At 67.5% G+C, this 12042-nt stretch carries 9 protein-coding genes; 4 read left to right on the top strand and 5 right to left on the bottom strand.

Going from position 1 to position 12042, the window contains the following annotated elements:
* Positions 1-74 precede the first annotated feature (74 nt).
* Entirely contained in the window at positions 75-473 is a 399-nt protein-coding gene (locus AC1RRV_RS18970; protein ID WP_492861205.1) for a hypothetical protein, read from the top strand.
* Here AC1RRV_RS18970 and AC1RRV_RS18965 read toward each other — a convergent pair whose 3' ends face one another.
* The 5 genes from AC1RRV_RS18965 to AC1RRV_RS18945 form a co-directional block, all read right to left on the bottom strand.
* Positions 474-2159 carry a cellulase family glycosylhydrolase gene (locus AC1RRV_RS18965; protein WP_492861204.1) on the bottom strand — a complete coding sequence of 562 codons (1686 nt, stop codon included), beginning with the start codon at positions 2157-2159 and terminating at the stop codon, positions 474-476.
* An 85-nt stretch (positions 2160-2244) separates the two neighbouring features.
* Positions 2245-4728, bottom strand: a complete 2484-nt coding sequence (locus tag AC1RRV_RS18960) for an MASE1 domain-containing protein (RefSeq protein WP_492861203.1) — start codon at positions 4726-4728, stop codon at positions 2245-2247.
* Between the two features lie 90 nt (positions 4729-4818).
* Entirely contained in the window at positions 4819-5166 is a 348-nt protein-coding gene (locus AC1RRV_RS18955) for a peptidase inhibitor I78 (RefSeq protein WP_492861202.1), read from the bottom strand.
* Entirely contained in the window at positions 5163-5624 is a 462-nt protein-coding gene (locus AC1RRV_RS18950; protein ID WP_492861201.1) for a DNA polymerase III subunit chi, read from the bottom strand. Before AC1RRV_RS18950 ends, AC1RRV_RS18955 begins: the two co-directional genes overlap by 4 nt.
* A 2-nt stretch (positions 5625-5626) precedes the next feature.
* Complete coding sequence (locus AC1RRV_RS18945; RefSeq protein ID WP_492861200.1) at positions 5627-7108, bottom strand: leucyl aminopeptidase; 1482 nt, start codon at positions 7106-7108, stop codon at positions 5627-5629.
* Between the two features lie 224 nt (positions 7109-7332).
* Here AC1RRV_RS18945 and lptF point away from each other — a divergent pair, with 224 nt between their 5' ends.
* The 3 genes from lptF to AC1RRV_RS18930 are packed head-to-tail and all read left to right on the top strand — an operon-like array spanning position 7333 to position 12000.
* A complete protein-coding gene (gene lptF, locus AC1RRV_RS18940; protein ID WP_492861199.1) occupies positions 7333-8472 on the top strand; it encodes an LPS export ABC transporter permease LptF in 1140 nt (379 codons plus the stop codon).
* Positions 8469-9575: an LPS export ABC transporter permease LptG gene (gene lptG / locus AC1RRV_RS18935; RefSeq protein ID WP_492861425.1), complete on the top strand. Its 1107-nt coding sequence runs from the start codon at positions 8469-8471 to the stop codon at positions 9573-9575. Before lptF ends, lptG begins: the two co-directional genes overlap by 4 nt.
* The gene (locus AC1RRV_RS18930; RefSeq protein ID WP_492861198.1) at positions 9568-12000 is read left to right on the top strand and encodes an LPS-assembly protein LptD; all 2433 of its coding nucleotides are present in this window, start codon (positions 9568-9570) and stop codon (positions 11998-12000) included. The genes lptG and AC1RRV_RS18930 overlap by 8 nt, the downstream gene beginning before the upstream one ends.
* Positions 12001-12042 lie beyond the last annotated feature (42 nt).

The following is a 12042-nucleotide window of genomic DNA, read 5'->3' as shown; positions in this document are numbered from 1 at the left end:
TGGCGATAGGGTAAATCCTTGTGAACCAAGAAGTTTAGCGCTTCCGCGACACCTGGACGCGCATGGTGGGCCCCATGAGCACCGCCCACCCGCGTAACCATGTCGTCGCCAATCCGGAAGGGTTGTCAGCCGACATCGTGTTGGAAGCCTTCGCCGAGTGGGTGAACACCCGGATCGGCGAAGCCATGCGGGTCGAGATGGACCTGGCCTTCCGTGACCGTCCGTTCGACGTCGAGGTCGGCCGCCAGCCGGCGCTCGTCGGTTGGGAGCACAAGTTCATCCAACCCGGCGCGCCTGCCCCCAAGGGCAAGATGTGGACGGTGTACCGCCTGCATTCCCAGACCGGTCGCCCCGCCCACCTGCCGCTGTCGGGCGACCTGGTCGAGGACCTGACGCCGTTGCTGGGCGAACTGGGCTATCTCGGCGTCTTCGACGGCGAGGCCGCGTTGTTCCCAGGCATCGGCAAGCGCTGACTACTTCGCCGGCGTCAGCCTGATCGCCGACACCTCCGAAGGCCCGACCGCGCGCAGCACCAGGGTGTTATTGCCCTCCAGCAGGGTCACCGCCTCGCCGCTCTTCAGCGCCGCGCCGCCGTTGACCACGACCTCCATCGGGCCGGTTCCGACCAGATTCAGCACGTAGCGCCCAGCCTGGCTTCCGATCGTGTAGCGCAGCCACTCGCCGGCCACGAAATCCGTCACCTTCAAGCCGCCCCCGTCGCGCGCCAGGTCCACGCCATCGTTGCGACCGGTGCGGCCCTTGTTCCAGGGCGTACGCTGGCCGCCGTTCGAGACATGGTAGTTGGCGGCGTCGACGTCGAAATAGGCCGCGCCCATGACGCCCAGGTCGTATTCCCAGGCCTGGATCGTCCCGCCCTTGGCCCCAACCATATGCGTCTTGAACGGCCAGGCCGTTGCGTCACGCGGTTGGTTGAACATGGCGTCGATGACGTCGGGATGGGCCTCGTTGTTCTCGAAGCGCACGTCGTGCGAGGCCAGCTTCATCAGCACCTCGTAGGCCTTGTCGGCGCTGACCGGAGTCTTGGCCTCACCCGTCAGGGTCGCGACGACCTCGTCATAGGCCGGGTCGACCTTGATCTCGAGCGGCTGGTTGAAGCCGATCTTCTTCAGCGGCCAGAAGGCCCAGCCGATCTCGTGCTTCTCGACCAGGCGGATGGCGTCGGCGAACCAGACGTTGGAGTTCTCGCCGCTCTCGCCCAGCCATAGCGGCAGGCCGGTCTCCTCGCGCAGCTTCAGGTGCTGGGCGATCGAGGCGTCGTCATTGACGTTCCAGTACTTGTGGAAGCTGAGCGCCATATTGGCGTCCCAGGGCTTGCCCATGCCCTTGTAATTGTTGCCCCAGCAATTGCCCTCGATGATGATCATGTGGCGCGGGTCGATCTCGCGGATCGCGGCCGTCGCCTCGCGATAGAACGACCAGAGCAGCTCCTGCCGCTCGTCCTTGCAGCCGTTCTTGTTGCCCGAACCGTCGAAATCCCAGTTGGGCTCGTTGATCAGGTCGTAGGCCCCGATCATGGGCTCGTCCTTGTAGCGGGCGGCCAGCTTCTTCCAGAGGGCGATGGTCTTGCGGCGCGCCTCGGGGGTTTCCCACAGCGAGGGCTTCTTCGGATCGCGGTCGGCGATCGGCAGGTCGTTGCCCTGCCCGTTCGGCGCGGCGTGCAGGTCGAGGATCAGATAGATCCCGTTGGCCTTGCTCCACGCCAAGAGGTCGTCGATCCGCTTGAAGCCGTCCTCCTTCCAGGTGTCGACGCCCGGCCGGGGCTCCTGGTCCACCGACAGGGTCAGCAGGTCGTAGTGCATCGGCAGGCGCACGGAATTGAAGCGCCAGGCGGCCATGGCGTCGATGTCGGCCTTGGTCGTGTGGTTATCGAGCCAGGCCTTGTGGATCGCGCTCGCGCGCTCGGGCCCCACGAGGTCGGCGATGCGCTGCTGAATGACGTGCTGCTGGCCCAGCTTGGACAGGCGCAGCATATAGCCCTCCTGCAGCATCCAGCCGCCCAGGCCCATGCCGCGCAGGATCACGGGCTTGCCGCTCTCGTCGACGATGCGGGCGTCCTTGGCGCGCAGCCAGCCCTCGGCCTGAGCGGGAGCGGTGGTGAGCAGAGCGAGCGCGGCGCCGAGCGCGAGCCAGGATTTCATGCGGAGGCCTCCCGACCGAGGCCGCCTCTTGAACGGGCGGCGCGAATTGGTCAGGCCAATTCCTGCCGCAGAATGACAACGTTGTCTAGGCGGTGGCCGGATGCGAGGCGCTCAAAGCGTCCACGAGGGTCCGCAACAACGACGCCACGGTCAGCGGCTTGGGCGTCGCGCCGTTGAACACCGGGTCCAGCGGACCGGAGCGAACGTCGGCCGAAAAGGCGATGATCGGGGCTTGGGCGCTGGGCCCCTGCTCGGCCCGGATGCGCAGAGCGGCCGACACGCCGTCGAGGCGCGGCATGCGCAGGTCCATCAGGATCGCGTCGTAGGACGAGGCGGTGGCGGCCGCGACCGCCTCCTCGCCGTCCACGGCCTCGACCACCTCGACGCCGACGGCCTCGAGGACCGACCGGACCAGCTCACGATTGCCGGCGTTGTCGTCAACGACCAGCACGCGACGGCCGGGGGGCGGCAACGGAATCTCGTCCTCGTCGTCGTGATCCTCGGCCGTGGGCGGACCGCCGGGGGCCGGGATCTCGAACCAGAAGCGGGCGCCCTCGCCCTGCTGGCTCTCGACGCCGATCTCGCCGCCCATCAGCTCGACCAGACCGCGCGAGATCGCCAGGCCCAGGCCGGTGCCGCCATGCTCGCGGTTCAAGGCCGCGTCGATCTGGGCGAAGCGGGCGAAGATCAACGCCTGGTCCGCCTGGGCCACGCCCGGACCGGTGTCGGTGACGCTCATGCGCAGCCGGCCGGTCTCGAAGTCGTAGTCGGTCTCCAGGAGCACCTCGCCGACCTCGGTGAACTTCACCGCATTGCCGATCAGGTTCAGCAGCACCTGCCTGACGCGTTCCGGATCGAGGTACAGCACCGGCGGCGCGCCATCGTCCCCCTCGGCGCGCAGCACCAGGTGCTTGGCGGCGGCGTCGGAGGCCAGCATCTCCAGCACCTCGGCGACCAGGTTGGTGATCGCCACCGGCTGGGAGGTGAGCTCGATGCGCCCCTGCTCCAGGCGCGAGAAGTCCAGGATATCGTTGATCGTCGCCAGCAGGGTGCGGCCGCCCGTCGTGATCCGGTCGACATAGCGCTGGGCGCGGGGGCTCAGCGCCGGCTCGTCGGCCAGCAGATTGGCGAAGCCGATCACGGCGGTCAGGGGCGTGCGAAGTTCGTGGCTCATATTGGCCAGGAACTCGCCCTTCACGGCGGCGGCGGTCTCGGCCTCCGCGCGGGCGGCGCGCAGCTCCATCTCCAGCGTCTTGCGGGCGGTGACGTCGCGGATGATGTCGGTGATGCCGCCGGGTTCGCCGGTGACCGGGTCGCGGGCCAGGGTCGGACGCGATTCCAGCCAGATCATCGCCCCGTCCTTGCGGAAGGCGCGGTACTCGACCGTCTCGGCCAGCGGCGTGGCGGCGTCCCAGGCGCAATCGCGCTGGGCCTGGACGATGCGCCGGATATCGGCCCTGTCGTCGTCGTGCAGGGTCTTGAGGTACAGCAGGCCCAGCATTTCCTCGGGCTCGTAGCCCATGATCGAGCGCACGGCCGGCGAGATATAGGTCATCTGACCGGTCAGGTCGGTATGGGCGATGATGTCCAGCGCGCTCTCGGCCAGCAGGCGGTAGCGGGCCTCGCTGCGTTCAGCCTCCGCGCGCGCCTCGACGACATTGGCCAGGATGGCGCGTCGCTGGCGCTGGAAGGCGGCGACCGGCAGGCTGACGAAGGTCGAGACGGCCAGGAACAGTTGCAGCGTCGCCGACTGCGCGCCCGTATCGGCCAGGATCAGATGGATCGGGCCGCGACCGGCCAGGGTCAGGACCAGCGCGATGGCCGCGACCAGCGCCGAGCTCAGCGCCGCGCCTAGGACCTCCTGGCGCCAGGCCGCCAGCAGCATGACCGGCGGCACCAGGAACAGCAGCGGGTACTTGGTTTGGGCGAAGACCGCGATGGTCATCAGGCAGCAGGTCAGGATCGACAGCACCCCGTCCCGCGTCAGCTGCCGCTCGCGCAGATAGAGGCCGGTCTTGAAGAACACCAGCAGGCACGGCCCGATGGTCAGCATGCCCAGGATGTCGTTCAGCACCCAGGCCACGATGTTGTGGAAGAGATCGCCGCCCCGCAGCAGCGTATGGATCGACGAGGCCATCGTTCCGACGATCGTCGGGGCCAGGAAGCCGCCCAGCAGGACGAAGGCCAGCATGTCGCGCGGCCGCCCCAGGTCGATCGCCTCGCCCGTCACGCGCCGCACGGCGACCGCCGCCAGCAGCGCCTCGGAGAGGTTCAGGGTGACCAGGATGACATTGACCAGCGGGCCGTCGCCCGCGTGGGCGCCGGCGCTCAGGGCCCCGATCGCCGCGCCGATCATGATCGCCGGCCAGCGGCGGGACGGCGACGACAGCAGGCATGCGGCCAGGAAGCCGTTCGACAGCCAGATCGGCGTCACATGATTGTAAGCGCGGGGAATCTCGACGCAGAGATAGGCGAGGAATGCGAAGCCGAGCGCAGCGCCCAACGCCGCGAGGAGCGTGGCCGCCAAGTCGTCACGGGTCTTGGGTCCGATCGTCGGCTGTTCGACCATGCTCTGAACCGGCCGGTCGGAATGTCCGGCGGATTCCGTTATTTCATCTCGGAATGAAAGACGCCAGAAAAGCTTCAGATAACACGGTTACTAGCCGCATTTGACTTCCCGAACGACACCCGTGTCGGCGTTGAACAGAATATTCAGGCGGTCAGCGCGGTAGTCCATGGTTACCGGGCAGGTCGTGCAGGCCACCCGCCAGCGCGACGGATCGACCGGAGCCGGCAGGCTGGTGCGCGGCTTGCCGACGAAGGCCTGGGCGTCCTTCAGACCGCATTGATCCTTCTCGGGCTCCGACGAGGCCGGGGGCTTGGCCGGGAGGGCGATGGCCGGCGGCGCGGTGGGCGTGGACGGCGGCGGCGGGGGAGCCGGCTCGGGCGCGCTGGAGCACGAGGCGAGGACCACGCCTAGAATCAAAACCGACGCCAGACGCCTCATGCCTGCTTCTCCCAACCGCGTTCGGCGCCCTGGCGCCAGTAGGACACCGGATGCCCGGCCTTCTTGAAGACGGACCACCGTCCGCGTGCCTGGGCCAGCGCCTGGTCATCCCGGCCGTCGAACAGCAGGATGCAGCGCGAAACCCCTGAAAGATCTCCAGGTTCAGCCCCGTCGATGAGGAACAGCGCGTCCCCCGCATTGGGGTTCCCGTCCTCGGCGGTCAGGAGGACAGGCTGGCGCTCGGCCATCGGTTCGCTGGCCAGGCCGTGCGGCAGGAAGCTGTCCTCGCGCCAGGTCCAGAGGTGCTGGTCCAGGGCCTCGATCCGACGCGGATCGCCGCCGCGCACCAGCGCCTTCCAGCCCCGCCCGAGCGTCTTTTCCAGAAGCTCGGGCAGCACCTGTTCGAGCGCGCTGCGCTCCAGGTGATAGAACCAGACCTCGCAGGGGCTAGCGGTCACGCTCAGCCTTCGTAGGCGTCGGCGACGAGGCGGTTCAACAGGCGCACGCCGTAGCCGGCCGCGCCGTCCGGCACGGTCGGGTCGGTCGAGGGCTTGCGCCAGGCCACCGAGGCGATGTCCAGGTGGGCCCACGGCACGCCGTTGACGAACTTCTGCAGGAACAGGCCCGCCGTGATCGAGCCGGCCGGACGACCACCGATGTTCTTCATGTCCGCGATCGGGCTTTCGATCTGCTTCTCGTAGGCGGCCGGCAGCGGCAGGCGCCACAGGGGTTCCCGCTCGGCCTTGCCCGCGCTCAGAAGTTTTTCCGACAAGCCATCGTTATTGCTGAACAAACCGGCGTAGTCATGACCTAGCGAGATGATGATCGCGCCGGTCAGGGTGGCCAGGTCGATCATGAACTGCGGCTTGAAGCGCTCCTGGCAGTACCAGAGGGCGTCGGCCAGCACGAGGCGGCCTTCGGCGTCGGTGTTGATGACCTCGATCGTCTGACCCGACATCGAGGTGACCACGTCGCCCGGACGCTGGGCGTTGCCGTCGGGCATGTTCTCGACGAGGCCCAGGATGCCGATGGCGTTGACCTTGGCCTTGCGGCCGGCCAGGGCGTGCATGAGGCCGGTCACGGCGGCGGCCCCGCCCATGTCCCACTTCATGTCCTCCATGCCGTCGGCCGGCTTGATCGAGATGCCGCCGGTGTCGAAGGTGACGCCCTTGCCGACGAAGGCGATCGGCTGGGCCGACTTATCGGCCGCGCCGGTCCATTTCATGATGACCAGCTGGCTCTCGCGGCGGCTGCCCTGCCCCACGCCCAGCAGGCTGCCCATGCCGAGCTTGGCCATCTCGGCCTCGCCGAGGATCTCCACCTCGAGGCCCAGGCTCTCGAGGCTCTTGGCGCGGGCGGCGAACTCTTCCGGGTGCAGGATGTTGGCCGGCTCGGAGACGAGGTCGCGGCTGAACAGGATGGCGTCGGCCAGGGCGGCGAGCGGCTCATAGGCCTTCTGGGCCTTAACCGGATCGGCGGCGGCGACCTTCACGACCTGGACCGAGGGCTTCTTCTCGGCCTTCTCGGTGGTGCGGTACTTGTCGAAGCGATAGGCGGCGAGTCGCGCGCCAAAGGCGGCGCGGGCGGCGCTCTCGGCGTCAGCGCCCAGCTTGAGGACCAGCTCGGTCACGCCGGTGGCCTTCACCGCCTGATAGGCCGAGGCGGCGGCGGTCTCGACCGCTTCCGGCTCGACCGCGCCCGAACCATCGACGCCGACCAGCACCAGACGGGCGGCTTCCAGGCCATGCGGCGCGACGACGTCCAGGGTCTGGCCCTTGGCGCCGGTGAAGCGGCCGCCGGCGATGGCGCGGGCCAGAGCGCCGCTGGTGGCCTCGTTGGCCGCCTTGGCTTCCGGCGAAAGGGCCGCGCCCTCGTGAGCCAGGACCGCGAGGGCGGCCGTGGCGCCGGCCTGGGTGTCGACGGGGACGAACTCGATACGCATGCCGCGCTCCTGCAAATGGGCGACTTGAGACGGCGCGTCCGTTACGGCGCTGCCGCTTATTGATAAGGCGGCATAGTCCAATGCCGCGCCTTAGAAAAGGCTCCGTTCGGCCCCAGTCGGAACAGCCAAGTTAGGTCCCCGGTTGTGCCGACGCGAAGCCCCCGTGTAGAACGGCGCATCTTCGGGGTTCGTCCCACGAATCCACCCGCCCCGAACGTCTCCTCATGCGCCTCATTCAACGCTACCTCTTCCGCCAGTTGCTAGGCCCGACGCTTCTGGCGACGGCGGCCCTGGTGGCGCTCGCCCTGCTGGCCCGCAGCCTGTCGGAGTTCGACGTGCTGGTGGAGCAGCGCCAGAGCGCACTGGTGTTCCTGAAGATCATCGTGCTGGCCCTGCCCCAGCTGCTGGGCATCATGATGCCCCTGGCCCTGTTCGTGGCCGCGCTGGTGGCGCTGAACCGCCTGCACACCGAGCAGGAGATCGTCGTCTGCTTCGCTGGCGGCATGAGTCGTTGGAAAGTCATTTCGCCGGCCATGCGCCTGGCGGTTCTGGCCGCCCTGGTCTCGCTGGTCTCCGGCCTATGGCTGCAGCCCTGGAGCGCGCGGCAGATTCGCGAGACGGCCTTCGAGATCAAGACGGACGTCGCTTCGACCCTGGTTCAGCCCGGCCAGTTCACCGAGCCAGGCCCCGGCCTGACGGTCTATGCGCAGTCGATCGACCGCGACAACAAGATCCAGAACCTGTTCATCCACCAGGAACTGCCCAACGGCGCGGCCTCGACCTATTCGTCGCGCGAGGCCGAAATCGCCACCCGCAGGGGCGAGCCGGTGCTGATCATGCGCCATGGCAGCAACCAGCAGTTCTCGCGCCAGGGCGTGCTGCAGTACACCTCGTTCGACGAGTACACCTTCGACCTGTCGAGCCTGTTCCACAGCGACGAGTTGCTGCACTACAAGATCGCCGACCGCTATCCGCACGAGCTGTTCTTCCCCGATCTGACCCAGGAGTGGGAGCAGCGGAACCAGGGCAAGATGCTGGCCGAGGGCCATTCTCGCTTCGCCGGCCCGCTCTACAATATCGCGCTGATGACCATGGCCCTGGCGGCCGTGCTCGGCGGACCGTTCAGCCGCATGGGCTATGGCAACCGGATGGCCGCCGTCGGCGCCGCCGCGGCCGTGGTGCGGATCGTGGGCTTCGGTGTCCAGGCCGCCTGCGAGGACGACTCGTGGCTGAACATCCTGCAGTACGTGGTGCCGATGGCCGCGATGTGGTGGGGCCTGTCGCAGATCTTCCGTCAGAAGGTCTCGGCGCGGCAAAAGGCCAAGCTGGCCAAGACCGCCCCAGCCCTGTCGGGAGTCGCCTGATGCTGACGATGGGTATGGTCGAACGCTACGTCCTCAAGCGCACCATGTCCGCCCTGGTGGCGGCCCTGGCCGTGCTGGGCGCGATGGTGATGCTGATCGCCTTCGTCGACATCGCGCGCAACGTCGGCACCCGGGCGGACGCCTCGTTCCTGCAACTGCTCTATCTGACGATCCTGCAGGCTCCGGCGACGATCCTGGTGCTGGCGCCGTTCGTCTTCCTGTTCGGCACCATGTGGGCCTTCGTCGAGCTGAACCGGCGCAGCGAGCTGATCGCCATGCGCGCGGCGGGCATTTCGGCCTGGCGCTTCATCATGCCGGCGGCCGCCGCCTCGTTCGTGATCGGCCTCATGACCATCACCCTGCTCAATCCTCTGACCACGGCGATGACCGCCAAGTACGAGACCGAGCGCGACGCGGTGATGAACGGCTATCTGAAGGAAGCGCCCAAGGGCACCTGGCTGCGTCAGGGCGACGACAAGACCCAGATCGTCATCCGCGCCCGGTCGCGCGACATGGTCGACGGCTCGGTCCGGCTGAAGGGCGTGTCGTTGTTCGTCTACACGCTGAACAACAAGGGCGTGATGGACTTCACCCGCCGCATCGAGGCCAACGAGGCGCGACTGGAGCCGGGCTTCTGGCGTCTGTCGGGCGTCCGCGAGGCCACGCCCGGCGCCGGCGCCATCCGCTCCGACAGCCTGTCGATCCCCTCGAACCTGGACGATCGCACGGCCTCGGAACGCTTCAACACGCCCCAGGCCGTGGCGCTGTGGCGCCTGCCGGCCACGATCGAGCGGACCGAGGACGCCGGATTCTCGGCGGCGCCGTTCAAACTGCGCTTGCAGCAGGACCTGGCGACCCCTCTTCTGTTCGCGGCGATGTCGGTGCTGGCGGCGGCGTTCTCGTTGCGCCTGATGCGGCTCGGGGGCCTGGCGGCCCTCGCCGGCTCGGGCGTCGCCCTGGGCTTCGGATTCTTTTTCTTCAACGAGCTGTGCAGCACGTTGGGCAAGGCGGACGTTCTGGCCCCGTTCATCGCCGCCTGGACGCCGCCGACCGTGGCGCTTTTGGCGGGCTTCACGCTGCTTTGCTATACCGAAGATGGGTGAGTCATTGCTTCCAAGGTCGTTCATGACTGAACAGCGTCCCAGCGTCCCGCACGCCTGCCGCGCCCTGCTCCTGGGCGGCTCGGCCTGGATGGCGCTCGCCTGCGCGGGCGCGGCCCACGCCCAGCAGAGCCTGGTCTCGATCCCGCCCACGCCGGTGGTGTCCGCCACGCCGTCCGACGGTCTCGGCGACGAGGGTCACTATCTGGAAGCCGACCTGCTGATCCAGGACGACAAGAACCAGAAGATGACCGCTCGGGGCTCGGTCGAGAGCCGCTATCAGGGCCGCACCCTGCGCGCCGACCAGGTCGTCTATGACGCCAAGACCGGCGCGGTCACCGCCGACGGTCACGTCCAACTGATCAATCCGGACGGCACGGCCGAGTTCGCCGACCATCTGGAAGTCGACAAGGACATGAAGGCCGGCTTCGCGCGCAATTTCGCCGCCCGCCTCGACCAGAACATCAAGATCGCAGCGGCCACCGCCGTGCGTCGCAACGCCAATATCCAGGAACTGAACAAGGCGATCTACACGCCCTGCGAAGTCTGCGCCGAAAATCCGACCCCGACCTGGTCGGTGTCGGCCTCCAAGATCGTGCAGGATAAGCAGAAGCAGCTCATCTACTACAAGAACGCCGTCATCCACATGTGGGGCGCGCCGGTATTATACCTGCCGGTGTTCTGGCATCCGGATCCGCAGGCCAAGCGCAGCTCCGGCTTCCTGGCGCCCAAGCTCGACTTCTCCAAGGGCCGGGGGATTTCCTACAACCAGCCCTACTACCATGTGATCTCGCCCTCTTCGGACGTGATCATCGCACCGCAGATCCACAGCCGCGTGAACCCGTTCCTGAACGTGAACTACCGCAAGCGCTTCTACTCGGGGATGCTCGAGGCGCGCGCCGGCTTCACGTACGACAAGGAATTCGACATCAAGGGCGATCGCTTCGGCGAGGAGACTTTCCGCAGCTACATCCTGGCCAACGGTCGGTTCGACATCAACGACAAGTGGAAGTGGGGCTTCTCGGCCGAACGCGTCTCCGACGCCCTGCTGTTCGACAAGTACAAGATCAACGACGTCTACCAGCAGCGCGGCCTGTTCACGAGCGACGACCACCGTCTGGTCTCGCAGCTTTACACGACGCGCCAGGACGCCCGCTCGTGGCTGTCGGTCTCGGCCGTGTCGGTGCAGGGCCTGCGGGTCGTGGGCATCAATGCGGCGACCAACTCGGCCAACGCCTTCGAGAACAGCGGCGCCTTCCCACTGATCGGCCCGCTGGTCGAGGCGCGCTGGGAGCCGAACAGCCCCGTGCTGGGCGGCCGTCTGCGCCTGCAGGGTTCGGGCGTGGTGCTGAACCGCTCGGAGTCGCAGTACGGCGAAGCGCCCTACTATCTGGGCGCCTACAAGGGTCAGAACGGCGTCGATTCCAGCCGCGCCAGCCTCAAGGCCGACTGGCGCGCCAGCACCATCGTCGGCAACGGCCTGAAGATCGCGCCCTTCGCCCAGGGCCGAGCCGACGCCTATTCGATCAAGACCTACGTCACCCCCGCCGCCGCGGCCCTGGGCGACGAGTCCAAGGAAACCTACACCCGCGCCCTGGCCGTCGGCGGGGTGGATTTCAGCCTGCCGTTCTACAAGCCCCTGTCCAACGGCGGCAGCGTGGTTCTGGAGCCCCTGGCCCAGGTCGCGGTCGGCTCGGACAGCTCGCGCGTGCCCGTCGTCGTCGCTCGCAACGGTACGACGCAGTACCTCTACAACGAGGACAGCGCGACGCTGGAGTTCGACGAGACCAACCTCTTCCAGGCCAACAAGTCGCCCGGCTTCGACCTCTATGAGGGCGGCCAGCGCGTGAACGTGGGCGGCCGCGCCACCTACAGCCGTCCCGACGGCCGTGGCGGTAGCATCCTGGTCGGCCGCAGCTTCCGCTCGGAATTCGATCCGCTGCTGCCGGCCCGCACCGGCCTGCAGACCAAGTCGTCGGACTGGATCGTGGCGGCCACCGTCACGCCGATCCGTGGGGTCAACGCCTTCGTCCGCACGCGCCTGGACTCGAAGACCCAGGAGATCCACCGGATCGAAACGGGCGTCGACGCCTACACCACGCGCGCCAGCGGCTCGATCCGCTATCTGAAGGACGAACTGGACGCCAACGGCAATCGCCAGGAGAACTTCGAAGCCCGGGGCGAACTGAAGCTGACCAAGCGATTCTCGCTGACCACCTTCGGCCAGCGCGACATGGTCGAGGATGTCTGGCGTCGCCGGGACATCGGCGTGGCCTACCAGGACGACTGCATTCGCATCGATGTGATCTACCAGCAGGAAGACCGTTACGCCTCGACGGCCAGCGGTCTTCGGCTGCAACCCGATCGAACCATCGTCCTCCGCCTAACGCTCGCCACATTAGGTGATACAGGGTACAGCTCGAAATAAGTAACCGCGCTTTGGGGGGCGTGCGGGATAGCCCCGCATGCT

This window comes from Caulobacter sp. GW821-FHT11E10 (assembly GCF_058808375.1).
The sequence above is the reverse complement of the archived record's forward strand: the minus strand, read 5'-3'. Positions and strand labels throughout refer to the sequence as shown.